The 24,453-nt window shown below is 50.0% G+C and carries 22 protein-coding genes; 11 read left to right on the top strand and 11 right to left on the bottom strand.

Annotation, left to right across the window (positions count from 1 at the left end; translation table 11 throughout):
* Nucleotides 1-12 precede the first annotated feature (12 nt).
* The 6 genes from RYZ26_RS08250 to urtA (RYZ26_RS08225) all read right to left on the bottom strand — a co-directional run bounded on the left by RYZ26_RS08250 (nucleotide 13) and on the right by urtA (RYZ26_RS08225) (nucleotide 6,733).
* A complete protein-coding gene (locus RYZ26_RS08250; protein ID WP_317682713.1) occupies nucleotides 13-879 on the bottom strand; it encodes an urease accessory protein UreD in 867 nt (288 codons plus the stop codon).
* A 193-nt stretch (nucleotides 880-1,072) separates the two neighbouring features.
* Entirely contained in the window at nucleotides 1,073-1,768 is a 696-nt protein-coding gene (urtE, locus tag RYZ26_RS08245; RefSeq protein WP_317682712.1) for an urea ABC transporter ATP-binding subunit UrtE, read from the bottom strand.
* 3 nt (nucleotides 1,769-1,771) lie between these two features.
* Nucleotides 1,772-2,551, bottom strand: a complete 780-nt coding sequence (gene urtD, locus RYZ26_RS08240) for an urea ABC transporter ATP-binding protein UrtD (RefSeq protein ID WP_317682711.1) — start codon at nucleotides 2,549-2,551, stop codon at nucleotides 1,772-1,774.
* 8 nt (nucleotides 2,552-2,559) lie between these two features.
* Nucleotides 2,560-3,720 (bottom strand): urea ABC transporter permease subunit UrtC, encoded by a 1,161-nt coding sequence (gene urtC / locus RYZ26_RS08235; RefSeq protein ID WP_317682710.1) that lies wholly within the window; start codon nucleotides 3,718-3,720, stop codon nucleotides 2,560-2,562.
* Between the two features lie 3 nt (nucleotides 3,721-3,723).
* A complete protein-coding gene (gene urtB, locus RYZ26_RS08230; RefSeq protein ID WP_317682709.1) occupies nucleotides 3,724-5,337 on the bottom strand; it encodes an urea ABC transporter permease subunit UrtB in 1,614 nt (537 codons plus the stop codon).
* Nucleotides 5,338-5,440: 103 nt separating this feature from the next.
* A complete protein-coding gene (gene urtA / locus RYZ26_RS08225) occupies nucleotides 5,441-6,733 on the bottom strand; it encodes an urea ABC transporter substrate-binding protein (RefSeq protein ID WP_317682708.1) in 1,293 nt (430 codons plus the stop codon).
* 434 nt (nucleotides 6,734-7,167) lie between these two features.
* Here urtA (RYZ26_RS08225) and RYZ26_RS08220 point away from each other — a divergent pair, with 434 nt between their 5' ends.
* A complete protein-coding gene (locus RYZ26_RS08220; RefSeq protein WP_317682707.1) occupies nucleotides 7,168-7,887 on the top strand; it encodes a response regulator transcription factor in 720 nt (239 codons plus the stop codon).
* Between the two features lie 45 nt (nucleotides 7,888-7,932).
* Here the strand turns inward: RYZ26_RS08220 and RYZ26_RS08215 are convergent, their stop codons facing one another.
* From RYZ26_RS08215 to RYZ26_RS08205, 3 genes are all read right to left on the bottom strand, one after another.
* Nucleotides 7,933-10,605, bottom strand: a complete 2,673-nt coding sequence (locus RYZ26_RS08215) for a hybrid sensor histidine kinase/response regulator (RefSeq protein WP_317682706.1) — start codon at nucleotides 10,603-10,605, stop codon at nucleotides 7,933-7,935.
* Nucleotides 10,602-11,909 (bottom strand): urea ABC transporter substrate-binding protein, encoded by a 1,308-nt coding sequence (urtA, locus tag RYZ26_RS08210; protein ID WP_317682705.1) that lies wholly within the window; start codon nucleotides 11,907-11,909, stop codon nucleotides 10,602-10,604. Before urtA (RYZ26_RS08210) ends, RYZ26_RS08215 begins: the two co-directional genes overlap by 4 nt.
* A gap of 105 nt (nucleotides 11,910-12,014) precedes the next feature.
* Nucleotides 12,015-12,725, bottom strand: a complete 711-nt coding sequence (locus RYZ26_RS08205; protein WP_317682704.1) for an SDR family NAD(P)-dependent oxidoreductase — start codon at nucleotides 12,723-12,725, stop codon at nucleotides 12,015-12,017.
* Between the two features lie 141 nt (nucleotides 12,726-12,866).
* Between RYZ26_RS08205 and RYZ26_RS08200 the strand changes: the two genes are divergently transcribed.
* From RYZ26_RS08200 to RYZ26_RS08170, 7 genes are all read left to right on the top strand, one after another.
* The gene (locus RYZ26_RS08200; protein ID WP_317682703.1) at nucleotides 12,867-13,454 is read left to right on the top strand and encodes a hypothetical protein; all 588 of its coding nucleotides are present in this window, start codon (nucleotides 12,867-12,869) and stop codon (nucleotides 13,452-13,454) included.
* Nucleotides 13,451-14,788: an ABC1 kinase family protein gene (locus RYZ26_RS08195; protein ID WP_317682702.1), complete on the top strand. Its 1,338-nt coding sequence runs from the start codon at nucleotides 13,451-13,453 to the stop codon at nucleotides 14,786-14,788. Before RYZ26_RS08200 ends, RYZ26_RS08195 begins: the two co-directional genes overlap by 4 nt.
* 47 nt (nucleotides 14,789-14,835) lie before the next feature.
* The gene (locus RYZ26_RS08190; protein WP_317682701.1) at nucleotides 14,836-15,279 is read left to right on the top strand and encodes a Crp/Fnr family transcriptional regulator; all 444 of its coding nucleotides are present in this window, start codon (nucleotides 14,836-14,838) and stop codon (nucleotides 15,277-15,279) included.
* 1 nt (nucleotide 15,280) lies between these two features.
* Entirely contained in the window at nucleotides 15,281-15,610 is a 330-nt protein-coding gene (locus tag RYZ26_RS08185; RefSeq protein ID WP_317682700.1) for a DMT family transporter, read from the top strand.
* A gap of 131 nt (nucleotides 15,611-15,741) precedes the next feature.
* Nucleotides 15,742-16,545: a GNAT family N-acetyltransferase gene (locus RYZ26_RS08180; protein ID WP_317682699.1), complete on the top strand. Its 804-nt coding sequence runs from the start codon at nucleotides 15,742-15,744 to the stop codon at nucleotides 16,543-16,545.
* A complete protein-coding gene (locus RYZ26_RS08175) occupies nucleotides 16,542-17,372 on the top strand; it encodes a lysophospholipid acyltransferase family protein (RefSeq protein WP_317682698.1) in 831 nt (276 codons plus the stop codon). Before RYZ26_RS08180 ends, RYZ26_RS08175 begins: the two co-directional genes overlap by 4 nt.
* An 83-nt stretch (nucleotides 17,373-17,455) precedes the next feature.
* Nucleotides 17,456-20,215, top strand: a complete 2,760-nt coding sequence (locus RYZ26_RS08170) for a response regulator (protein WP_317682697.1) — start codon at nucleotides 17,456-17,458, stop codon at nucleotides 20,213-20,215.
* On the opposite strand, the gene RYZ26_RS08165 is transcribed toward RYZ26_RS08170, so the two are convergent.
* Nucleotides 20,197-21,168, bottom strand: a complete 972-nt coding sequence (locus tag RYZ26_RS08165) for a sensor domain-containing diguanylate cyclase (RefSeq protein WP_317682696.1) — start codon at nucleotides 21,166-21,168, stop codon at nucleotides 20,197-20,199. The two genes, RYZ26_RS08170 and RYZ26_RS08165, sit on opposite strands and share 19 nt — an antisense overlap.
* A 259-nt stretch (nucleotides 21,169-21,427) precedes the next feature.
* On the opposite strand from RYZ26_RS08165, the gene RYZ26_RS08160 reads away from it, so the two are divergent.
* The 3 genes from RYZ26_RS08160 to RYZ26_RS08150 are packed head-to-tail and all read left to right on the top strand — an operon-like array spanning nucleotide 21,428 to nucleotide 23,423.
* The gene (locus RYZ26_RS08160) at nucleotides 21,428-21,691 is read left to right on the top strand and encodes a sulfurtransferase TusA family protein (protein WP_317682695.1); all 264 of its coding nucleotides are present in this window, start codon (nucleotides 21,428-21,430) and stop codon (nucleotides 21,689-21,691) included.
* Nucleotides 21,688-22,947 carry a hypothetical protein gene (locus tag RYZ26_RS08155; RefSeq protein ID WP_317682694.1) on the top strand — a complete coding sequence of 420 codons (1,260 nt, stop codon included), beginning with the start codon at nucleotides 21,688-21,690 and terminating at the stop codon, nucleotides 22,945-22,947. The genes RYZ26_RS08160 and RYZ26_RS08155 overlap by 4 nt, the downstream gene beginning before the upstream one ends.
* Nucleotides 22,944-23,423, top strand: a complete 480-nt coding sequence (locus RYZ26_RS08150; protein ID WP_317682693.1) for a hemerythrin domain-containing protein — start codon at nucleotides 22,944-22,946, stop codon at nucleotides 23,421-23,423. The genes RYZ26_RS08155 and RYZ26_RS08150 overlap by 4 nt, the downstream gene beginning before the upstream one ends.
* Here RYZ26_RS08150 and RYZ26_RS08145 read toward each other — a convergent pair whose 3' ends face one another.
* Nucleotides 23,424-24,353, bottom strand: a complete 930-nt coding sequence (locus RYZ26_RS08145) for an exopolyphosphatase (RefSeq protein WP_317682692.1) — start codon at nucleotides 24,351-24,353, stop codon at nucleotides 23,424-23,426.
* Between the last annotated feature and the right edge of the window lie 100 nt (nucleotides 24,354-24,453).

Below are 24,453 nucleotides of genomic sequence, written 5' to 3'. Positions count from 1 at the left end.
TTCTTATACTCCCTAACAATGCCACAGACGCGGCAAAACTGCGTTACGTCCCAAAGCTTTATGTCTGAATGCAGACCAGAAATTTCCAAATGATTTACGAAGCTGATACGGATCCTTCGCCAACCAACGACAGATCAGCAGCCCGTTTACAAAACTCGCGCCCACACGCACGTCTTCTTCCCCTAAAAGAAATTCGCGTGCAGTTTCCAGTAAGCCTTCTGCATCTGAACCTGCATAGACAGCCGTTGCAATGGCGCGCGCCCCGCCAAAGGCAGAGGCATGATTGAGCGGGCGTTGCAGATCATCTTCCATATGAAGGGCATCGGCCCAGATCAGCTTGCCGTCGCGTCTGACTTCCCAAGCTTCGCGCAACAGGCCGTCCTGCACTTCTTCCCCACTGGCCAGACGACCAAAGACGATGATTTCACCAACAAGCGCGGATGCCTCGGGCGCCAAATCCAGCTTGGTGGTACGGCGAAAGCGGGCCTGATCAAACAGGATGCTTTCCTGAGGCAGCCATTCAAGGCACGCCCCATCCGCCACTTTCAAATTCACATTGATCTCGCAATCCGGCCCGCTGGATCGATAGACTTTTTCTGCGGCTTGTGCGGTGACCAGACTTTGCGCGCCTTCATCCAGGGCGATATCAATGTCGTAAATATCCCCGCCGAACAGCCCGCCGCCTGTGGTCACCAAGGCGGCTGTTGGGATATCGCCGCGCGGGAATAGGACTTTTAGCGGGTCACGGTAATAAAGCCGATTAAGCCGGGTTTCCCCATCCTTATGGGTAAAAGACACATCAGCCGCACCATGAATTTCAATGGCGCGTTTGGATGTCGTCGATTTCGGCCCGTTGGAAAATGCCGCAACAGTGGTCAATTGATCAAACCTTCATCACCTGTTTAAATTTTAAGCACAAATCCTGTCTAAATCCGCGCCACTTGCCTTTTGCAGAGACAACCGCAAGGACGGTGCCAGTTTCGACCACCTCACCCGTCATCCCTGCGAAGGCAGGGATCTCCTCGCGGTCCGAATAAAGACTCCTGCCTGCGCAGGAGTGACGGTTTGCGATCTAAACCGTCAGATACCTTCTGACTTCCTCTTCCACCAGATCATCTTTCTCACCCTTCATCACCACTTCGCCGCGATCCATCACAACGATGTAATCAGCCAGTGCATGGGCGAATTCGAAATATTGTTCCACCAGCAGGATCGCCATATCCCCGCGATTGGCAAGCAGACGGATAACCCGTTCAATATCTTTAATGATGGAGGGCTGGATGCCTTCGGTTGGTTCATCCAGCACCAGAAGGCGCGGGCGGGTCACGAGGGCTCTGGCGATTGCAAGCTGTTGTTGCTGCCCCCCTGATAAATCCCCGCCGCGACGCCCCAGCATATCTTTTAAAACCGGGAAAAGTTCAAAGATTTCATCGGGCACATGGCGCAAGGAACGCGGCAATGAGGCATATCCGGTCTTCAGGTTTTCTTCTACCGTCAGAAGCGGAAAAATCTCGCGCCCCTGCGGCACATAGGCAATCCCTTTGGCAGCCCGATCATAAGCCGCCATAGCCGTAATATCATCGCCTTCCAGAACGACAGTGCCGGACTGAATGGCCTGTTGGCCCACAACCGCTTTCATCAGGCTGGTTTTGCCTACACCGTTACGGCCCAACACAGTCGTGACCTTGCCGATCTCGGCCTCAAAAGCAACCGTCTTCAAAGCTTGTGACGCGCCATAATATAAATCTACATTTTCAACTGCTAACATTGATCAACGCCCCAGATAAACTTCGATAACTTCCTGATTATTCTGCACGGTCTCTAGTGAGCCTTCCGCCAACACGTGACCTTCATGCAAAACGGTGACGCGGCTTTCCAGCGCCTGGACAAATTCCATGTCATGTTCGACCACAACAACGCTGTGGTCCTTGGCGATCTCTTTTAACAGTTCCGCCGTCTTCATGGTTTCCGCATCCGTCATGCCCGCGGCCGGTTCATCCACCAGCAACAAGTCCGGTTCCTGCATCAACAACATGCCGATTTCCAGCCATTGCTTTTGCCCGTGGGACAGATTGCCTGCCATCCAGTTGCGTTTTTCTTCCAGGGTAATCTTTAACAGGACCTCATCAATCCGGTCCGCCTCACGACCCGCAAGCTTGAAGAACAGGCTTTCAAAGACCCGGCGTTTCCCGGCTAGTGCCAGTTCCAGATTTTCAAACACTGTCTGATTTTCAAAAACGGTGGGTTTCTGGAATTTTCGCCCGATGCCCAGGTTGGCGATATGAGCCTCATCCATTTCGGTTAGATCAATATCACCACGAAAGATCACATCGCCCGTATCAGGCCGGGTCTTTCCGGTGATGATATCCATCATGGTGGTTTTCCCCGCCCCATTAGGGCCAATGATGGCACGCAATTCGCCTGCTTCGATATAGAAGCTGAGGTCATTGATAGCCTTGAACCCGTCAAAAGCCTTGTTCACGCCATCCACATATAAAATCGTATCCTGAGGAACGACATGTTTATCGGCTGTAGAAATACCTTGCATCATATAGTTCCTTATTCTGCGATTTGTGTTTGTTTGGTTATGGCCGGACCGTCATCTTTTTTCTTGAACCCCTTAAAGGCAGGCACCGTGCCCACAACGCCTTTTGGCATAAAGATGGTAACGACGATAAACAGCAGCCCCAGCATATAAAGCCAGGCTTCAGGCAGAGCCCCTGTGAAATAGGTTTTGGCATAGTTCACAATAAAGGCACCCAGCACGGCACCGTAAAGCGATCCACGACCACCAACGGCCACCCAGATCACAATCTCGATCGACACAGCAGGGGCGAATTCAGACGGGTTAATGATCCCGACCTGCGGCACATAAAGTGCGCCTGCAACACCTGCCAGCATGGCGGAAACCACAAAGACAAACAACTTATAATATTCCACACGATAGCCTAAAAAGCGTGTTCGACTTTCCCCGTCACGCACGGCCAGCAGAACCCGCCCCAAACGAGAAGAAACAATATAGCGACAGATGACATATCCCAGCGCCAATGCCGCACATGTGGCGATAAACAACGCAAGGCGCGTCCCATTGGCCTGAATGTCATAACCAAGGATGTCTTTAAAATCTGTCAAACCGTTATTGCCGCCAAAGCCCATGTCGTTGCGGAAGAAGGCCAGCAACAAGGCATACGTCATGGCTTGTGTAATAATGGAAAGGTAAACCCCTGTCACACGCGAACGGAACGCAAACCAGCCAAAGACACCTGCCAGCACACCCGGCACCAGCACGACCATCAACATGGCGAAGGGGAAAGCATCAAACCCATACCAGTACCAGGGCAGTTCTTTCCAGTTCAGGAATACCATGAAATCCGGCAGGATCGGGTTGCCGTAAACACCACGATCCCCGATCTGGCGCATCAGATACATCCCCATGGAATATCCACCAAGGGCAAAGAAGGCACCATGACCGAGGCTGAGGATACCACAGTAGCCCCAGATCAAATCAACACTAAGTGCCAGCAAAGCAAAGGCGAGGTACTTACCCAACAGACTGACCATATAGGTTGGCACATGAAAGATTGAACTTTCCGGCAAAAACACGTTTGAAAGCGGCACCAGCACGGCCGCTGCGGCCAACAGACCCAACAGGATTTGCCCACCGCGATCTTTCATCAAAAAGCCCAGAAGGACGGATTTTTGTTGTGAAGTTTGTGTCATGACTTAAGCCTCCACCGAACGGCCCTTGAGGGCGAAAAGTCCACGTGGACGTTTTTGAATAAAGAGGATCAGGGCAATCAGAACGAAGATCTTCGCCAAAACAGCACCCGCCATCGGTTCCATGAATTTATTGACGATACCAAGGCTGAAGGCACCAACCACGGTTCCCATGATGTTCCCCACACCGCCAAAGACCACGACCATAAAGCTGTCGATAATGTAAACCTGACCCAGGTTGGGTGACACGTTATCGATTTGCGACAAAGCAACACCTGCCATCCCGGCAATGCCGGAGCCCAGACCAAAGGTCATGGCATCAACCCAACCCGATTTGATCCCCATGGAATTCGCCATCGGACGGTTTTGGGTCACCGCACGCATCTGAAGACCAAAAGATGTTTTGCGCAGGATCAAGGTCACACCCGCCACAACCAGCAGGGCAAACAGGATGATCCAAAGGCGGTTATAGGTAAATTGCAGACCGTTTGAAAATTCGATCGCGCCAGACATCCAGCTAGGTGAGCTTACATCCTGGTTGGTGGGGCCGAAGACCGTACGAACGGCCTGTTGCAGGATCAAACTCACCCCCCACGTCGCGAGTAATGTTTCCAGCGGACGGCCGTACAAGAAACGGATAATTCCACGTTCCATCGCAACACCAACCGAACCAGCCACCAAAAAGGCGAAAGGAATAGCAACGAATAGAGACCAGTCAAAATAGCCCGGCAAGTATGCGCGAAAAACTTCCTGCACCACGAAGGTGGCATAAGCCCCCAGCATCACCATCTCACCATGGGCCATGTTAATCACGCCCATCACCCCAAAGGTAATGGCCAGACCGACAGCAGCGAGCAACAGAACGGAACCGAGCGAAAGGCCGCGATAGAGGTTACCCACATGTTCCCACATAGACAGGCTGCTTTCCACACTATCCAGCGTGGCCTGCGCATCTGCCTTCACCATATCCGGTGCTTTGATGACATAGCTTGTCAGGATAGATCGCACGTCTGGCGTTGGTGTTTCTTTCAAAACAGCCAAAGCACCCAGCAGCGTTTCTTTATCCGTTGATGTTTCCAGTTCAATCGCTGCCTTGGTCAGCAGCATCTTGGATTTAAGGGCGTCATCTTCTTCACGTTGAAGGGCTTGTTCCAGCGTGGGCAGCATACCTGCAGAACGACTGTTAAAGACCGCATCCACCGCTTTTGTGCGTTGGTCGATATCCGGGCTTAACAAGGTCAAACCGCCCAGCAATCCTTTAATAACTTTGCGCACCTTATTATTGACGCGCACTTTTTTCATCCTGGATTTGGCTGTCTGGCCAAGGGCTTCACCGCTATCGGCTTTTTCAATGACGTAAACAGAACCCTGCTTTTGTGCAATCACAATGGTTTTATCTGATTTAAGGGCGTAAAGATTACCGCCCAGCATGGCTTCCAACACAGGGACCGTTCGTTCATGGCCGGAGCCTGCCAGTGTATTAATCGCTTTAATTTTTTTAGAAAAACTTTTGACGTTCAGTGCCGTCACTTGTGCAGAAAAATCATCTGCGGCACTCACCGGAGCTGCCAGTAAAAGGGCAACAGCCAGTATAGAAAAATATTTAAACAACTTCGTCATATGACCCACCCAAAGGAAATGAAGATGAAAATAAAAGGGTCAGCAAATGAAAGGGGGGCAAGGCCGAGTGTGAAAAGCCTTACCCCCCGTTCAGTCGTCAGACTTACATAGCCGCTGCGCCACCGAACTTAGGCTTCTCGCAGTTGCCGCAGACGTGTGGGTACGTCCAGTCAGATGTCAGCTTTGCACTTTCTGGAATGAAATCAGACCATGCATCACCTTTCACAACACCTTCAGTTTCCCATACAGTTTCAAACTGACCGTCTTCCTGAATCTCGCCGATCAGAACAGGCTTGGACAGGTGGTGGTTTGTGTTCATAACCGCAACACCGCCAGTCAGATTTTTAACTTTCTGGCCGTACATAGCTTGACGAACTGCATCTACGTCAGTTGTACCGGCTTGTTGAACGGCTTGTGTCCACATTTTGAAACCAATGTAAGTTGCTTCCATTGGGTCGTTGGTTACGCGCTTGTCGTCTTTGATGAATTTCTTCCAGGTTGCGATGAACTGTTCGTTTTCTGGAGATTCAGCAGACTGGAAGTAGTTCCAGGCAGCCAGGTGACCGACAAGCGGCTTTGTATCCAGACCAGCCAATTCTTCTTCCCCGACAGAGAAAGCAACAACCGGAATGTCGTCCGCAGAGATACCCTGGTTACCCAGTTCTTTATAGAAAGGAACGTTCGCATCACCGTTTACGGTAGAGATCACAGCCGTCTTTTTACCAGCAGAAGCGAATTTCTTCACGTCCGCAACAATGTTCTGCCAGTCAGAGTGACCAAATGGTGTGTAGTTTTCCATGATGTCCGCATCAGCAATACCTTTGGAGTTCAGGTAAGAACGCAGGATCTTGTTTGTTGTACGTGGGTAAACATAGTCAGTTCCCAGAAGAACGATACGTTTTGCAGAACCGCCGTCCTCAGACAACATGTAGTCTACAGCCGGGATGGCTTGCTGGTTAGGGGCAGCACCTGTGTAGAAGACGTTACGAGAGCTTTCTTCGCCTTCATACTGTACAGGGTAGAACAACATGCCGTTCAGTTCTTCAACAACAGGAAGAACAGATTTACGCGATACAGATGTCCAGCAACCGAATGTCACATCCACACCTTCTTTCTCGATCAGCTCACGCTGTTTTTCAGCAAACAAAGGCCAGTTGGACGCAGGGTCAACAACAACGGCTTCAAGCTTCTTACCAAGAAGACCACCTTTTTTGTTTTGTTCTTCAATCAACATCAAAACAGTGTCTTTCAATGTTGTTTCAGAAATCGCCATGGTCCCGGACAGAGAGTGAAGAACACCAACCTTGATGGTGTCAGCGGCGTTGGCTGCCGTGCCAACCATAGCTGTTGCAGCGATAGCACCAGCGCTCAAAATCGTTTTAAGTGAGAATTTCATTTGTAATCATGCCTCCTGGCGTTGAAGTGAACTGCCCCACAGTATTCAAAAGGCATGCCAAAGTAATTAAATCATTGATTTTATTATATTTTGCATTTTACAATAATTTTCAGGCATCTAAAATAAATTAAATTTGACTGTTTTTTGAACAATAAACATTTCATTTTTTAGACATGCGCTTTATTTATTGACATATAAAAACATTAAGTATAATCGAGAGACATTCTTTTCTGATTTATTTCTATAGTTTTTCTTATTTTTTACTTGTTATCCACCTTTTATTTCTCTTTCTTTTCTGCAGCGCACAAACGGGATATGGCCATCACAAAAGTTATCCACATATCTTGTCCGAAAAATTTCCGAAAATGGGTCGGCCTTGCGCATTTTTTTGAAAGGCTGCACCATAGGGAATCGGATCACTTACGGAGGAAGGCATGAGCCAGAAACGGGTTCTTATCGTCGAAGATGACGGGGCTGTGCGCGATTTAATTGCCGCAATTTTAGGCAATGCCGGTTTTCTGACCGAAACAGCACCCGATGGTTTCTCCATGCAGCTGGCCCTGGAAAAAGCCCCCTTTGATCTTTTATTGCTGGATTTGAACCTGCCGGACAGTGACGGGCTGGAACTGGCGCGCACCCTTCGCAGTCGCAGCCAGATGGGAATCATCATCGTTTCAGAACGTGGGGAGCCGGAAGAACGTGCCAAGGGTCTGGAAATCGGGGCTGATGACTATATCGCCAAACCGTTCTTCCCGCGTGAACTGCTGGCGCGCGTACGAAATGTGTTAGACCGCACGCAAGGCAATGATGATTTACTGGTGCAAAGCGACAATGTCGTCATGTTTGCCGGATGGACGCTGGATAAAACCAACCGCCTGCTGATCAGCGCCGATGGCACCAGCCCGACTTTGACGCCTGCGGAATTTGACCTGCTGGCATTCCTGGCAAGTCATCCCAACCAACTTCTCAGCCGAGATGCATTGGCTGAGGCTGTGCCTGAAATGGGAACGGATAGTGGGGAGCGCGCAGTGGACATTCTCGTCAGCCGTCTTCGCAAAAAAATCGGGGATGAGAAAGGGGAGAACCAACTGATTGAGACCATCCGCGGTCATGGTTATCGGTTTAATTCCCATGTGAAACATTCGGTGGGGTGAGAGATTCCTGCCTTCGCAGGAATGACAAGTGTTTGATGAAGGCCGTCATCCCTGCGTAGGCAGGGATCTAGAGTCCATCCACCCCTTCATCGCCTCAATCGACACCTCTACCAGCCCTGCTAGTTCTTCCCCCGGTACTACACGGTCTTTCTCTACCGTTTTCGCAAAAACTCGCAACTTGACCATCCCATACGTCCCTGACACCCCGGCCAGCTTATGGGCATGTTCCGCGATTTCGTCAGCATCATTCGCTGCCATCAAATTCCCCAGATGTTCACGCACGGAACTTTCCGCCTTTTCGATCAAACTGACAATCTCTTCTGCAGGCAGTACTTCGCTCAACTGATCCAGATATTCAGAAGAAAAAACATCATCTGCAACGACATCTTCCCGAACAATCTGAACCACAGACCGCCCCTCAAAGCTGCGAGACAATGCCCGGCGCAAGGCATCCGGCACAATGGGTTTTGCAATCACATCACGCGCACCAGCGGCCAAACAATCTTTCACATCATCGGGCATCAGGTTTGCGGTGACGGCCAGCACAGGGATTTTCCAGTCGTTATGAACTTTATCGATCACCTCAAACCCGCTGATGCCCGGCAGGCGCAAGTCAGTCAGAACCATATCAACAGGTTCAGCTTTTAAAACCTCAAGGGCTGCTTCGCCGCTTTCGCTGGAAAAGACATCATGACCGTCCTGACGCAACAGGCCTGAAAGCACCCGGCGGTTAATCGGTTCATCTTCCACAATCAGGATGCGCAAGGGTTCGATATGTTCCACATCATCCTGTTCAATCTCATCTTCCGCGCTAAGCTTAAACGGCAGGGAAACGGAAAAACACGCCCCCTCACCTTCCCGGCTTTCAAGCGTAATCTCCCCATCCATTCTTTGAGCAAGCCGTTGGGAAATCGCCAGACCCAACCCGGCCCCGCCATAGCGTTTGGATCGTCCCTCCCCCAATTGGGAAAAGGGTTGGAAAAGCTTATGCTGTTCTTCCAGTGGAATACCAATACCGCTGTCTTTCACCTTAAAGACAAGTTGGACGACACCGTCTTCCTGATAATCCACATCCAGCGAGACGTTGATACGCCCCTCTGCCGTAAATTTAATGGCATTGCCTGTCAGGTTTAACAGAATTTGGCGAAGTCGTGCCGGGTCCCCTTCCACAGATCGCGGCACATCAGCAGCAATGGTAAGATCATATTCCAGCCCCTTCATTTCAGCAGATCGACGCATTAAAGCACTGAGGCTTTGCAGCAAAGTATCCGGGCCAAAACTGCGCACATCCAGATCAAGCTTGCCCGCTTCAATCCGTGAAATATCCAGCAGGTCATTCAGCAGATCACTTAAGGCTGCGCCACTTTGATGGAGTGTCTGGACATAGTCACGCGCCAGCGGCCCCATCTCCTGACTTTTCAGCAGTTCCGCCATGCCCATCAGACCATTCAGCGGCGTTCTGATTTCATGGCTCATCATCGCAAGGAATTCTGTTTTTGCTCGGGTCGCCTTTTCAGCCTCATCCTTGGCTTTGCTCAGTTCCGCCGTGCGTTCATCCACCATGCGGCGCAAGCCCGTCTGGTAAGATTGGATACGTTGGCTCATAACGTTAAACCCCTTGGCAAGGGAATTGATCTCCCACGCGCCACGTTCCGGCACCATGTCGGCTTCCCCACGTTCAGACAGATTACGCGCAGCGACTTCCAGCTGGCGAATGGGCGTGGTGATCGCACGTGCCATCAGGGTGGAAACCGCAATAACCAAAAAGCCCATGACCGATAAAAACACAATCCCCATGTTGCGCAATTGGGTGATCGGGGCAAGCCGTTCTTCCACATCCACCTTGACCACTAAGGCCCAGCGGAAAGACGGCACATAACGCCAGGCAGCAATCACTTCTTTATCGCGATAATCTTTCAACAACTTCACATCGCGCTCCCCCGACAAGGCACTTAAAAACGGGTCCTTAAATTCCCCTGTCAGGCTGCGATCAAAATTTTCCGGGAAACGTGCCGGGCCAAACAGCTGGACATTCTGTTGATCAAGCCCCGCAACCATGGTTTCCCCCGTGCGACCCAGACCAGAATAATCCCCAATGATGCGAAACAAAGCTTCGCGGTTTAACCGCAATGCGGCAACCCCCAGCACATATCCGTTTTTCAGGATGGGGGCAGCGACAAATCCAGAAGGCGCAATAGAAGATGAATCATTGGCGAAATCTGAATTATGCGGCTCCAACAATGTGCGTGCACGATCAAAAGCACTGGCAAGCAAATGGAAATCGGCCTGCTTTTCATGCAGGTCAATCCCGACCATTTCGTCACGCACGGCGGCAAAAACGATCTTGCCGGACGGGGAGATTAAAAACAGATCACTGGCTTCGATATTGTCATTATAACTGCGCAATTCCTGCCCCAAAGCCCCAAGCCCATCATCCGGGGTCATGCTCAAACGTTCCATCGACCGTGAGACCACAGATGAATTTGCCAGCACCTGCACTTCTTTCAAAGTATCACGCGCAAAAGCTTCCACCCGTTCCACCTTGTTATCGGCAAGCGCGCTTAGACTGCGCGAAATTTCGTCATGCAGCTGGTCTTCCACCCCTTTATAATACTGCCAGCCGATGAGAAACAACGGCAGGAGACCCAGCAGTACAAACATGCCACCAATTTCGGTCGATAAGCTAAAGGGTCGAGACGTCTGTTTGGGTTCCATCATGTACGTCCCTCGGCCTCCCACTGACCACCCCAACCTTCAAACAGGTTGCTGAGGAATTCTTCCCACTTGGCCTTGGCAAAAAAGCCGGGGTACGGAACCGGGCGAACCGGACGTCCACTGTCCCAGATCAGATCGAAATTCCCATCTGTCCTCACCTGCCCGATCAGGACCGTGCGCCAGGTATGCTGGGTGTTGGGATCGATATAAACAATGCCGCTGGGGGCATTCAGCGTCTGCCCCAACAATGCATCGCGAAAGCCACGATATTGAATGGACCCACTTTCTGCAACGGCTTGCGCCCACATAAAGACACCGAAATAAGCAGCCTCCATCGGGGCAGTGGTTACTTTATCCTGACCAAAACGAGCACGATATTTGGTCACAAACTCTTTGTTCTTCTCACTCTGAATCGTCTGAAAGTAATTCCGTGCGGCATAATCTCCTGCCACTAGATCCGGCCCAATCACCTGCACTTCAGATTCCGCCAGACTAAAAGACATCACCGGGATATCATCAGTACGCACCCCTTGTTCACGCAGTTGCTTGTAGAACGCAAGATTGCTGTCTCCGTTAATGGTATTAAAGATAATGTCCGGCTGCTTTTCCTTGATATCGTCAATGATGCCTTCAAACGCTGTCCCACCCAGCGGAATATAAGACTCCCCCACAATCTGGGCATTGAGGGCGGACACCTGCGTCTGGATGATCTCATGGGCGGTGCGGGGAAAAACATAGTCAGATCCCACCAGATAAATCCGCTTACCGATATTGTCGATGGTCCATTTGGTTGCCGGGATGATCTGCTGATTGGGTGCGGCCCCGGTGTAAATAATATTGGGCGATTGTTCCAACCCTTCATACTGCACCGGATAAAACAGCACGTGATCCAGTCGTTCAAACACAGGTTTCACGGTCTTGCGGCATGCCGAAGTCCAGCAGCCAAAAACGGCGGACACCTGGTGATTACGGATCAAATTTTCCGCCTGATTGGCAAACACATCCCAGTTGGAGCGCCCATCCAGCAGGATCGCTTCGACCTTGCGCCCCAAAACACCGCCACGACGGTTAAGTTCTTCCACCGCCAGCAAACTTGCTTCCGCCACCGACCGTTCACTCAACGCCATGGTCCCGCTTAGGGAATGAAGCACACCCACCTTGATCGGCGTTTTCTTCTGCACCGTGCCCAGCCCAAACATGTAAGGGGCAATCAAGACCAGGGTCAAGCCCAGGATCGCCGCCATCACCGCGATCAGATAATAACGGTGACGTTCCCCAAAAACTTTGTAGCGCACAGAATCGAGCATGCCTTAAACTTCATCAATTTGCATAAAAAACAAACAGAAATTGACCCAAACAAGGGCCTTATCTGCCTAACTTTTATTACAGCAAAAGAAGTGCCACTTTTTTAGTCAGGGCTGAATTTCCTGACCATCCCAGGCAAATATACGCCCTGTGTCTTTAGGGCTACGTGCAAAAATCACCTCCAGCAATTTCCCTGCTGATTTTTCAGGGCTGAATAATTGATGGTCCGGCACATTGGATTGAAATGGCTTGGAAAGGGTTGTATCGACTGTCCCGGGGTGCAATACGATTACACAGGCTTGCTTGTTTTTACGTTCAGTCTCAATGGCCGCGCATTTGATCATCATATTCAGCGCGGCCTTGGAGGCACGATATCCATACCAGCCACCCAGTCGATTATCCGAAACACTGCCGACACGGGCTGAAAAAGCCGCCAGCAATGACCAGTGCTTCCTGTTAAGGCGCGCTAAGGCATATTTCATGATCAGGCTGGGCCCGATGGTGTTAAGCATAAAATACTGCCCGAGCCTGTCCGCATCCAGATCACGCAAACTCTTTTCTGGATAAAGCCCTTGATCATTTGACAACACGCCAGTTGCAATCAACACCATATCCAGCGGACCTTCCACCATTGAAAAGGCACTTTTAATCGAGGTTTCATCCGCTAAATCAAACGAGAATGATTGAACCTTTGCGCCTTCAAACAACACAGCTTGACGTGATCCCGCAAAGACCTGATCAACGTCTTGCCTGTCTGCCAGTTGTTTCACCAACGCGGAACCTATGCCGCCACTGGCCCCAAAAACCATCACTTTCATCTGATCATCCTTCCTGTTTGTTAGTTTCTGTACGTCCTACAAACAGGCGCAGATCATTTGGTCCCATTGATTTACGTGGAAAAACGCCCAACTGATCTATCAGAGCTTCAGTTTCGTATAAAAGAAAATGAGGAGATCACCATGACAGATGACACACAGGATAAAATCATTGATGCCTTTTTGGTTCTGGCAAAGGACAGGGCCGTTCATCACATATCTATCGCAGATATCGAAAAGCAGGCAGCGCTTGAAAAAGAGGCCACCGACCACAATTTCACCTCCGTCTTTAACGTGGTCGATGCTTATCTGAACAAAATCAATCTTCAGGTCGTCACCAGCTATACCTATGATCCGGAAGATACGGTGCGTGAACGTCTGTTTGATCTGTTGATGCAGTATTTTGATGCGCTTGATGCCCATAAGGAAGCAGCCCTGAATATTGAACGTGGTTTTTGTGCACGTCCCCTTGAACTGCTGAAACGCAGATCGGAAATTCACAACCTCTTCCATGAAATGCTGGATGTGACCAAAGCAACGTCACACCGCTGCCGCACACCGTTTAAAATCAGGGGGCTGGAAGGGATTTTCCTGATGACCTATCACGTCTGGAAAAAGGATGACACCGAAGATATGGCAAAGACCATGGCCGCCCTTGATAAGCATCTGGCTAACGCGGAAAAATGGGCGGAAAAACGCAACCGCTTCACCTGGTGCCGGAGTGCTGCATGAGAGAAGACAATCGTTTTTTACAGCGCGTCAAACGCTATGGCCATGTCGGCATGTCGGCCGGAAAAATGGCAACCACCTTTGCCGGACAACGCCTGAAATCCAGCGACATCTTCACCCAAACAGCCGCACAGGAACTGCGCAAAGCCCTGGGTGGTCTGAAGGGACCAATCATGAAGGTTGCCCAGATCATGGCCACCATCCCGGATGCCTTGCCTGAAGAATTTGCAAAAGAACTTTCCCAACTGCAATGCGACGCCCCACCCATGGGCTGGCCCTTTGTCAAACGCCGGATGAACAAAGAATTGGGAGCAAACTGGCAGCAACGCTTTAAGCAGTTTGATCGGGACTCCAGCTATGCCGCTTCCTTGGGCCAGGTCCATCAAGCACGCAGCCTTGAGGGTGAAAAACTGGTCTGCAAGCTTCAGTACCCGGATATGTCCAGTGCGATTGAAGCCGACCTCAATCAATTAAAACTGATGTTTTCCATCTATCGCCGCTACGACAAAGCCATCGATACCACCAATATTCTGGCAGAACTTTCTGAACGGCTGCGCGAAGAACTGGATTATACCCGCGAAGCCAAAAGCATGCAGATTTATGGCGAGATGTTATCGGGTGAAGAGAATATCCATGTCCCGACCCCAATTCAGGGCCTGTCAACCGACCGCTTGTTAACCATGACATATCTACCCGGCAATCCGCTGATTGAAACGGCGGAGAAAAGCCCGGAAATTTGCAACACCATCGCAACTTCCCTCTTTAAAGCCTGGTACATCCCGCTTTATCGCTATGGTATCATCCATGGCGACCCCCATCTTGGGAATTACACGGTGCGCGAGGATGGATCGGTTAATCTGCTGGATTTTGGCTGCATTCGTTTTTTCAAGGCAGATTTTGTCAGCGGCATCATCGATCTTTATAACGCCATTCGCACCAATGATAAGGACAAAGCCATCCATGCCTATGAATCCTGGGGTTTTGAAAACCTGTCCCACGACATCATTGATATCCTGAATCGCTGGGCACATTATATCTATACCCCCTTGCTGGAAGACAAAACCCGGCACATCCATGACAGTGACAATGGTCTTTATGGCGCCAAGGTCGCAAATGAAATTCATCAGGAACTGAAAGAACGTGGTGGTATCCGCCCCCCACGGGAATTTGTCATGGTGGATCGTGCTGCCATCGGGCTTGGCAGTGTCTTTATGCGCACAAGGGCCGAAGTCAACTGGCACCGCCTGTTTCATGAGCTGATAGATGACTTCAACGCCGAGACTCTGACAGCAAACCAAAAGCAACTTTTGGATAAAGTGGACTTGACCCTTACGTAAGAAGCAACGATAGTCATTTGCAACTAGAAAAACGTGAGGGACCATCGATGATTCTGGAAGCATTTGAAAAAGCATTCGTTGAACTTTCCAAACCGGAAATTGAACTTCTGGCAGAAAAGTCACGTGACTATATTTATCAAGACGGTGCCAAACTGATGCAGGAAGGCGAAGACCACCGCCAGATCATGGTTATCATCGACGGGGAAGTCCGCGTTGTTGTTCGAAAAGACGAAGACGGCAAGGAAACCGAACTGACCACGCCATTGACCTCTGGCGCAACCGTTGGGGAAATGTCCTTTGTCGATCATGGCGGGGCAAGCGCAACGCTCGTTGCCAAAGGGGGTGTGGTGGTTCAGGCCATTGATCACGAACTGGTGCAGGAACTGGCCAACAAAGATGCAACATTTCTGCAGCGTTTCTATCATTCTTTGCTCATCACCGTGATCCAGCGCCTAAGATTGCTGGATATCAAGATGTCCTATATGGGTTAATATGGCTTATCTCTATCTCGCCATCGCCATTTTGGGTGAAGTCATCGCCACAAGTGCCCTGAAAGCATCGGAAGAATTTTCAAAGCTGGGCCCAAGTCTTATTGTGGTTGTGGGATATGCCACGGCATTTTACTTTATGACACTGACCCTTCGTACCATCCCGGTTGGCATTACATATGCCATCTGGTCCGGGATCGGTATTGTTTTGGTCACGGTCGCGGGTGCCTTTCTTTACAAACAAATCCCTGATATTCCAGCTATAATCGGCATCACCTTCATTGTCGTCGGCGTCGGGATCATCAATATTTTTTCTAAAAATATCGGCCACTAATTATCAGCACTGATAGAGTGTCATAAAATTTCAGCCTTTTCGTCATGAAAGCTTCACGGCGGTGAAACATTCCTGAACGAGTGTCTATGTAATTTATTTTTTACATAGATTAACGATCAGTGATGAGACCAATGACGCAATTAAATGAAACTACCCTTGATGTCCGTTTGGCGAAAACCGAAGACGACGTGCGCGCTGCCCAGCGTCTGCGCTATCGCGTTTTCTTTGAAGGCATGGGTGCTGTTCCGGATGACGAAGTTGCCAAGGCCAAGCGTGATTTTGACCGTTTTGATGACTATTGCGACCATCTTCTTGTTGTTGATTGCGCCAAGGAAGAAGCTGGTGAAGAATTTGTTGTCGGCACCTACCGCCTGTTGCGCCGCTCCGTTGCGATGCTGCATGAAGGCTTTTATTCCGCCGATGAATTTGATCTCAATCACCTGCAGAACTATCCCGGTGAAATCGTTGAGTTGGGCCGTTCCTGCGTGGACCCGGATTTCCGTGGCAAAGCAGTGATGCAGCTTCTGTGGCGCGGCATTGCAGAATATATCACCCAGCATAATATCTCGTTGATGTTTGGCTGTGCGAGCTTCCCGGGCACGGACCCGAAAGCCATGGCAAGCGCGCTTTCCTACCTTTATCACCACCACAGTGCGCCAGAAGAATGGTCCCCAAAAGCGCTTGATAATCGCTATGTGGACATGAAACTTCTGAAGAAAAAACAGATCGACAGCCGCCAGGCCTTACGTGAAATGCCACCGTTGATCAAAGGTTACCTGCGCGTCGGTGGTGTCATCGGTAACGGTGCTGTCATCGATCATCAGTTCAATACAACAGATGTGTGTTTGCTGGTGGAAACCGGCAATGTGACCGGGCGTTACCAACGTCACTATCTGCAGGAATCTGCCGACATTCAGAATCAGGCCAACACATGAAGCCGTCTTTAACACGCGGCATCATTCGCGCCATCCTGTTTCTAAGCTGGACCCTGTTGCTGGTACCGCCTTATCTGGTGCTGTTTATGCTGGGTCGCTGGATCAGACGTCCGTTTGTCAGCCTGTGGCATCGCGGTGTCTGTGCCATCATCGGAATGAAAGTTAACCAACATGGAACACCTTATGAAGGTCAAAGAGTATTGCTGGCTGGAAACCATATTTCTTACCTGGATATCCCGCTACTAGCGTCTTGTTATGACATTACCTTTGTTGCCAAAGCAGATGTGGCAAGCTGGCCGTTGTTCGGTTTTCTTGCCCGCATCGCGCAAACCGCCTTTATTGAACGCAAACCCTCCAAAGCGCGCGAACAGAAAATTCAGTTGCAGCAGCGTATCATGGATGGAGAACGCCTGATGATCTTCCCGGAAGGCACAAGTTCCAAAGGTGAAAGCGTACTGCCCTTTAAAAGCTCGCTCTTTGAAATGATCATGGAAGATCATATCCGCACCGATTGTGCCATCCAGCCCGTGACCATCTCATTCAACAAAAAAGCAGATGGCGATATCCTTAGCAGCCAGGAACGCGACTCCTTTGCGTGGTACGGGGATATGACGCTCTTGCCGCATCTGTGGCATGTGTTCTGTATCAAAGGGGCCGAGGTTGACATCATCTTCCATGCCCCCGCCATGGCCCATGATTTTGCCGATCGCAAAGAAGCCTCTGCCTGGGCAGAAACACGTGTTGGCAATGGGTTAGCCAGCTTGTTGCACATCAAACAGCGTGAAGTTGAAGAACTTTCAGATAATCTCAATCTAATTGTTTCATAAATTTTGTGGTTAATTTCTTTAAAATTGTTAGTAAAGTGAGCTATCATATCCACTGTCCGCAGTTTTAAAGAGAGCCTTCTTCCTTGTCCTATAAAGATTTACGCCATTTTATCGACCGCAGTGAACTCGCCGATTTCGAGCTGGTCCCGTCCCCGACGTGGATTTTCGATCTGGGGAATTACAAATTTTGGTGGTGTAATCAGGCAGGTCTGGACTTCTGGGGCGTCAAAACCGTTCAGGACATGATCGACAAGGATATGTCCGGCGACAGCGACGGCACACGTCGCCGCATGGAACAGGTTTACGACAAAGCCGCAACCCTGGGCGAGTCGACCGAAAGCTGGACAACTTATCCCAATGGCGTGCCCAAAACCGTTTATATGCGCCAACGCGCGCTGTTGCTTGGGGAAGAAAAATCCCAGGGCATCATGGCTTTCTGTACCGAAGAAGTTGATCTGGGGAAAGAACCGGAAAATATGATGCTGGTGGAGGCCACGCGTTATACATCCGTTATCATCTCCATCTTCACTGCGCGCGGGGACCTGCTGCGTCAAAACCCGTCAGCATCTGATATTTACGGGCAGGAACTAACCAGCAATGAACAGACCCTGCCCCTGTTTGTGCGCCGTTTCCATGACATTCAGGAAGGTCAGCGTATCTTCACCAAGGCCTGTGATCAGGAAGGCACCCATGGTGACTTTTTAATGCAGACCAAATTCGGCCCACGCAAACATGCCGTTGATATACGGGTCACCCGCAACCCGTTAAACGGGGAAGTCAACTATATCGTCACCGAAGATGACCTGACCGAACGGGTGCGCATGGAAGCTGAACTGCGCAGCGCAAAAGAAAAAGCTGAACAAAGCGACATGGCCAAAAGCCAGTTTCTGGCAAACATGAGCCACGAAATCCGCACACCGATGAATGCCATCATCGGATTGAGCCATTTGACAGCCAAAACCGATTTGAGCGACCAGCAAAGCGACTATCTGCGCAAAATTGATGTCTCAGCCAAAAACCTTCTCGGGATCATTAATGATATCCTTGATTTCTCAAAAATCGAAGCCAAGAAGATGGAGCTGGAAAAAGTTGATTTCTCACTGGAAGACAATTTTGAAAACCTCAGCAACCTTGTCTCTCTGAGTGCGGAACAAAAAGGGCTGGAACTGCTGTTTTCCATCGCAACGGACGTACCCAAAACCCTGCAGGGTGACCCGCTGCGCCTTGGGCAGATTTTGTTGAACCTGACATCAAATGCCATCAAGTTTACCCAGGATGGGGAAGTCATTGTTTCAACCCTGGTTAAAGAAAAAACCGAAGACACTATTACACTGGAATTCACAGTTTCGGATTCTGGTATTGGCTTAAGTGATGAGCAGATCGCCAATCTGTTTCAGGCCTTCAATCAGGCGGATAATTCCAACACCCGCAAATATGGTGGCACGGGCCTGGGCCTGACGATTTCCAAGCAATTGGTGGAAATGATGGAGGGTGAAATTTCTGTCACCAGCGCACCAGATGAAGGCAGTACCTTTACCTTCACCGCGAAATTTGCCTATCAGGACGATCAGGTGGCGGAACGCAAAGCCCTGTCGCGCGACATGTATTCCATGAAAGTACTGGTGGTGGATGACAGCAATGCATCGCGCGATATCCTGAAAACCATGCTGACCCACATGTCCTTTGATGTTCATGCGGTGTCAAACGGGCTGGATGCCATTGCCGAAGTGGAAAAAGCCATCTCCATGGGTTCACCTTACGAATTTATCGTGATGGACTGGCGCATGCCCAATATGGATGGCTTGCAGACCGCTCAGCAGATTTTCAAAAACCGCCAATCGGTCTTCCTGCCCAAGATCATTATGGTAACGGGACAGGCAGGCAAGGCATCCTCCCTTAAGCTGGATGATACGCCGATTGATGTGTTCCTGCAAAAGCCTGTGGGTCAATCATCGCTGTTTGATGCGATCATGAAAAGCTTCGGTCAGGAAATCATGCTGGATCGTCCGCGTCGTAAAAAGAAAGTGGAAAGCCCAGCCAAACTTGAACTGGCAGGCACCCGCGTTCTTCTGTGCGATGATAACGAGATTAACCGTCAGGTCGGTCAGGAAATCCTGCAGGGTGCAGGTATTCTGGTTGATATGGCCGAAAACGGTAAAGAAGCGTCTGACATGATTTTGGGTGAAGCCGATACCCATTGTTATGATGCGGTGTTGATGGATATCCAGATGCCGGAAATGGATGGCTATGAAGCCACAGGCATTATCCGTGCAGATGCCCGCTTCAAGGACTTACCCATTATCGCCATGACCGCCCACGCCATGCGCTCGGAACATAATAAATGCATCAGCGCAGGCATGAACGATCATCTGACCAAACCGGTAGAACCGGATCATCTGTTTGAAACACTAGCCAAATGGATCAAGACTCGCCCGCGCAAAACGTTTGAACAGAAACCCATCACCCTCAAACCCACCCCAAAAGATCAGGTAAAATTACCTGCAACCATAGACGGCATTGATCTGGATGGCGGGCTGGAACGTCTGGGCGGTAACAGCAAGCTTTATCGAGAACTGCTGGAGATTTTCAAACGTGATCGCTGCGATCTGGTGAAAGACATCAAAAAAGCTCTGTCTGAAAATGACAAGGATACGGCGCGACTGATTTCCCACAGCATTAAAGGTGTGGCAGGTGCCATTGCCGCCAAGGATATATACGATTCATCGCGCGAACTGGAAGATGCGTTGGTGCGTGGCCGCACAGAGATTACCCCGCTGGTCGCCCGTCTGGAAAAAGCTTACGATGTAGTACTCAGCGCGATCAATCAGCTGGATGCGCCATAAAGACCCACTTTATTGCGCCCTGTCTGTTTCGCCTGATAAAGGGCTTCATCCGCCATTTCAATCAACTGGCCCGGTTCCATATCCGGCTTGGGGATCAGGCTGACTGCACCGACACTCATAGTCACACGATCAGATGTCAGGCTGGATTTATGTTCCAGCTTCAGATCAAAGATGGCCTGGCGCATCCGTTCAGCCACCCGCATTGCGCCTTCTGCTGTCGATCCAGGCAGAATCACCGCAAATTCTTCTCCGCCATAGCGTGCTGACAGATCGGTTGGGCGCAGGGCCTGATCACCCACAACTTTTGCCACATCTTTCAGGCATTCATCGCCTTTCTGGTGACCGTATGTGTCATTATAGGGTTTGAAATGATCCACATCACATAGCAACAGAGACAGATGTTCCCCTTCGCGCTGCGCATGGAGCAAGTCAGCTTCCAATGAAATATCAAACGAGCGACGATTAGCCAAATTGGTCAGCCCGTCTTTATGGGCCAGACTTTGCAGGGCTTCTTCAGCACGTTTTTGTTCTGTCATATCGCGCAAGGTTTCAACCACTGCGATCATATTGCCATCATCATCATAAATCGGTCCGCAGTTGATCGCGAGGTACAGACGTTTCGAAGCCCGTGGCATCACTGCCCAGTTTTCGGCGCGAAATCCGACAAACAGATCATCCTTGACCGAATGGGCGGCATAGAGCTCTTCGATATCATTCGTGCGTTCCTGCAAAACAAGGTCCGCCAGACATTCACGTTGTTCTTCGTAAAACGCTTTCCAGTGATCTTTCGTTCCAAGCACTTCCTTGGCGGAAACATTGGTCAGGCGTTCACAGGCATTGTTCCAGATCATGACGCGCCCTTCCGGGTCCAACACAAATGTTGGCACCACCAAATGCTGCATCAGTCGAATGGCGAACTGGTGCTCTGTATTTGTCACACTGCCTTTTGACACATGCCTCTCCCGCGAAAACCACCAACCTGTTTCATAATAATACTTTCATTGAAGTACGTTTCTTAGTTGCAGATATCCTAATGGAGGCTTAGATATGGATCAATCATAGATTACGCCAATCTCACATATAATTCCCACAATGAACCAACCTTGATCACCATCAAGGAAGGTAATTCTATTTCTAAGGCAATCTGGCAAAATGACAAAGCAGACACCCATATCCCCCCCCTGTGATGGGACGATCCCTGATAGATGGCAAATGCCTGAAATTGAAGGTCGGATCACGCCGATCACCAAGGGCTATCGCATTGATTTCATCGGCCTGAAATCGCCAGCACCGCTGGTCGGAACCCTAAAGGCTTTGTCAAAACTGGAAGATGGTTTTCATCTTGAAGGGATATACCCCCAGTACCCCATCCATCTCTTTCCCGCATTGCGCGAAGAGGGTTGGCTGTGGGAAGTCATCAAGACAGAGGGCGAAATCACCCATCTAAAAATCTTTAAAGAGGGGACCAATTCATGATGGGCGCGGGCATCCCATTTGGCGCGGAACAACGTCTGCTGCCGGAATGGCTTCCCCTGTCCTTTTTTGGATTTGCCCTTTTATGCCTGCCACTTGGCTGGCTGATCGGATTTATTCAGGCTGATGTGCTGGCTGACTTTTCAGGTGGATTTGGCCCTGTGCTTGCCATGATCCATATGTTCACCATCGGGGTCCTCATGACAACGGTATTGGGCGCATCCCTGCAGATGCTGCCTGTGGCAACCGCAACCGTAATGTCCAATCCCCAGCTTGTCATCAGCATTCTGGTCCTGCATATACTGGGGACTTATGTCCTGCTCGGTGGTTTTGCCCACTATTTTGCCGATATCGCCACCATGGGATCAGCACTGATTGTCACCTCCAGCCTGATTTATGTCTATGTACTGGTGAAAATTTTATTCAATACCCAGGATATGGACCACATCCGCCGCTATGGCAGTATGGGCGCCTTTGCGCTTTTGATTGTCGTTACACTTGGTTTTTCCATGATCCTGCAATGGGCGGACGTTTTTGACCTGCCGCCGCTTAATCCGGCTTGTCTGCATGCAGGGTGGGCTGTCTTTGGCTTTATGGGGTTTCTGGTTTTCGCCTTCAGCCGCATCATGATCCCCATGTTATGTGTCAGCGATAAAACCAACGATAAACTCGCCACCAGTGCCTTTATAACCGCCATTGCCGCCCTAACTTTCTGGTCGCTGGAAGCAGCGCCTTTGGCCCTGATCATGGCGACCCTCACCACCTGCCTGCATGTTTATGAAATGTGTGGCATTCTAAAGGGGCGCTTGATGAAACGATTAGGGCCGGAATGGCAATTGATCCGCTTTGGCTGGGTCATGATGCCTGTCAGTCTGATCTTACTGCTGGGGGCATCTTTATTTGAAAGTGATTTTCCTTTGCTGCAAATCGGTGTTCTGGCGGCAATTCTTGGTTGGCTGTTGTCATTTATTTTAGGGGTTTTACAGCGGATCATTCCGTTTTTACTATCCATGCAGATCGCGCGCAAAACAGGCATGCCGGAACTGCCCAGCAAGCTTGCCCATGAAAAGATGCTAAAATTCATCTCCCCACTGCATATCACGGCTGTGCTTGTGATGGCAGGCGGGATTGCCCTAAACCATGTCTGGATCATCCGGGGGGCGACCCTTCTTGGGATCGCATCCGGATTGCTTTTTATTTCCTTTTTTATAAGCGCCTTGAAGCGCAAACGTCTGAGTTTGGAGAAAATGACACCATGAGACTTTCCGAAATTTTACACCAGGAACATAAACGCACATTAGTCGTTCTGGATGAACTGGATGGCTGGCGCGGCAAGCCCTGCCCGACAGATCTGTCAGAGATTTCCAAACTGCTGAATGACCTGATTGACGTGGCCCAAAGTGATATCACCGATCATTACGCCTTTGAAGAAGGTCACCTTTTTCCCATCCTGCGCCAAAACGGTGCGGAATTCATGACCAATATGCTTGCAGGGGAACATGCAATTATCCGTCCGATTGCGCAGAATGTTTCAAAATTGGCCCAAGCAGCATTAAAGGATGGCTTTACAGAAGAAAGCTGGACGGAATTTCTGGAAAGCAGCTTTGACTTTATCGGCCATGAGACCTTCCACATCCAGAAAGAGGAAATGGGCCTGATCAACGCGCTCAACAATCTGCTTACACCCGAAGACGAAGCACCATTAATCGAGATTTATAAATCTGGTGAACAGTAATCAACCGTCAGCGGTGATTTGAGCACTCAATTCTTTGAGAACCTCATCCACGCGGTCATTTTCAATGCGGCATGTGCCCACCTGACGGTGACCGCCCCCACCATATTTCAACATCAACAGCCCGACGTCCGTGTTGGATGAACGATCCAGCAATGATTTACCGGTAGCGAGCAGACATTTTCCCGGTTCAATTTCCGGGATGATCTGAATGGAGATATTGCATTGTGGGAAAATCGCATAAATCATAAAGCGGTTTCCGGCAAACATCTCTTTTTCTTTGCGCAAATCAAACACGACCAGATTATCGTGAATTTCCGTACAACGTTTGAGCTGTTCTTCAAACAATTCTTCGTGCAGCGTATAAAGGTGAAGGCGTTCTTCCACATCGGGAATTTTCAGGATTTCTTCGACCGGGTGATGACGGCAATAAACCATCATGTCTTTCATGAATTGCTCATGAGAAATCTTGAACGTGCCGAGACGATCCAGCCCTGTGCGCGGATCCAGAATAAAATTCAACAGCACCCAAGGTTCCGGCGCCAGAATATCTTCTTCGTTATACTGCGCCGCATCTGCCTTATCGACGGCAGCCAGCATATCAGTGGAGATCAGCGGAAAGGCGTCTGCCCCACCAAAATGATTGTAAACCACGCGCGCAGCAGACGGCGCATCGGCATCGATCACCAGATTGTCGCGTTCCCCCACACGTTTGACCTCACTTGCGTGGTGATCAAGACACAAATGGGCTGCTTCCACATACGGCAGGTTGGTCAGAATATCATTGGGGCCGACAGCAAAATTACCGTCCTGGATTTCTTTTGGTTCGGCGAAAACAATTTCGTCCACCATTTCAAGTTCAAGAAGCAACGTACCTGATACAACGCCGTCAAAGTCAGCACGTGTGACGAGGCGGTACTTTTGGTCAGTCATCTTTTCGGCTCCTGTCGAATTCTTATCCAGGCGTATCTTCGCCCTAGGTGATTGTAGTGTATGTTTAAAATGACAGTTTGTACACTAATTTACGCACAGA

Origin of the sequence: Terasakiella sediminum, assembly GCF_033100395.1 — a bacterium.
GTDB lineage: Bacteria > Pseudomonadota > Alphaproteobacteria > Rhodospirillales > Terasakiellaceae > Terasakiella.
The sequence above is the reverse complement of the archived record's forward strand: the minus strand, read 5'-3'. Positions and strand labels throughout refer to the sequence as shown.

Excerpts from the sequence above, each read along its gene's own strand:
- urtE (WP_317682712.1), bottom strand. The coding sequence starts at position 1,768 with ATGTTAGCAGTTGAAAATGTAGATTTATATTATGGCGCGTCACAAGCT.
- urtD (WP_317682711.1), bottom strand. The coding sequence starts at position 2,551 with ATGATGCAAGGTATTTCTACAGCCGATAAACATGTCGTTCCTCAGGAT.
- urtC (WP_317682710.1), bottom strand. The coding sequence starts at position 3,720 with ATGACACAAACTTCACAACAAAAATCCGTCCTTCTGGGCTTTTTGATG.
- urtB (WP_317682709.1), bottom strand. The coding sequence starts at position 5,337 with ATGACGAAGTTGTTTAAATATTTTTCTATACTGGCTGTTGCCCTTTTA.
- urtA (WP_317682708.1), bottom strand. The coding sequence starts at position 6,733 with ATGAAATTCTCACTTAAAACGATTTTGAGCGCTGGTGCTATCGCTGCA.
- RYZ26_RS08220 (WP_317682707.1), top strand. The coding sequence starts at position 7,168 with ATGAGCCAGAAACGGGTTCTTATCGTCGAAGATGACGGGGCTGTGCGC.
- RYZ26_RS08215 (WP_317682706.1), bottom strand. The coding sequence starts at position 10,605 with ATGATGGAACCCAAACAGACGTCTCGACCCTTTAGCTTATCGACCGAA.
- urtA (WP_317682705.1), bottom strand. The coding sequence starts at position 11,909 with ATGCTCGATTCTGTGCGCTACAAAGTTTTTGGGGAACGTCACCGTTAT.
- RYZ26_RS08205 (WP_317682704.1), bottom strand. The coding sequence starts at position 12,725 with ATGAAAGTGATGGTTTTTGGGGCCAGTGGCGGCATAGGTTCCGCGTTG.
- RYZ26_RS08200 (WP_317682703.1), top strand. The coding sequence starts at position 12,867 with ATGACAGATGACACACAGGATAAAATCATTGATGCCTTTTTGGTTCTG.
- RYZ26_RS08195 (WP_317682702.1), top strand. The coding sequence starts at position 13,451 with ATGAGAGAAGACAATCGTTTTTTACAGCGCGTCAAACGCTATGGCCAT.
- RYZ26_RS08190 (WP_317682701.1), top strand. The coding sequence starts at position 14,836 with ATGATTCTGGAAGCATTTGAAAAAGCATTCGTTGAACTTTCCAAACCG.
- RYZ26_RS08185 (WP_317682700.1), top strand. The coding sequence starts at position 15,281 with ATGGCTTATCTCTATCTCGCCATCGCCATTTTGGGTGAAGTCATCGCC.
- RYZ26_RS08180 (WP_317682699.1), top strand. The coding sequence starts at position 15,742 with ATGACGCAATTAAATGAAACTACCCTTGATGTCCGTTTGGCGAAAACC.
- RYZ26_RS08175 (WP_317682698.1), top strand. The coding sequence starts at position 16,542 with ATGAAGCCGTCTTTAACACGCGGCATCATTCGCGCCATCCTGTTTCTA.
- RYZ26_RS08160 (WP_317682695.1), top strand. The coding sequence starts at position 21,428 with ATGCCTGAAATTGAAGGTCGGATCACGCCGATCACCAAGGGCTATCGC.
- RYZ26_RS08155 (WP_317682694.1), top strand. The coding sequence starts at position 21,688 with ATGATGGGCGCGGGCATCCCATTTGGCGCGGAACAACGTCTGCTGCCG.
- RYZ26_RS08150 (WP_317682693.1), top strand. The coding sequence starts at position 22,944 with ATGAGACTTTCCGAAATTTTACACCAGGAACATAAACGCACATTAGTC.
- RYZ26_RS08145 (WP_317682692.1), bottom strand. The coding sequence starts at position 24,353 with ATGACTGACCAAAAGTACCGCCTCGTCACACGTGCTGACTTTGACGGC.